General features: G+C 40.0%; 1 protein-coding gene. It reads right to left on the reverse strand.

The window, feature by feature from the left end:
* Positions 1 to 245: MASE1 domain-containing protein (locus V5P19_RS24245; protein ID WP_334408082.1), on the reverse strand; the 245-nt coding region annotated here is incomplete at both ends.

A 245-nucleotide genomic window follows, 5' to 3' on the forward strand; every position in this document is an offset into this window, starting at 1 on the left:
GTATAATTGGTGCTAAAAATTGTGCTTTTTTCATTTAACGGCATGCATAACAGCAACAATAAAGCACCTAATGCCAGTAGCCAGAGCGCGAACTCTTTTTTGGTGACTTTGGCATCAACCTGCTGTTTTAATTGCGAATAATAGCTACGTAAATAAAATGGATTTCGCACTACCCGAATGATGAAGTAGCACAGCGGGACACCGATCAGATTACCCACCAGTAAGGCCTGATAATTGATTAAAGT

This window comes from Enterobacter sp. UNJFSC 003, assembly GCF_036903355.1.
GTDB lineage: Bacteria > Pseudomonadota > Gammaproteobacteria > Enterobacterales > Enterobacteriaceae > Enterobacter.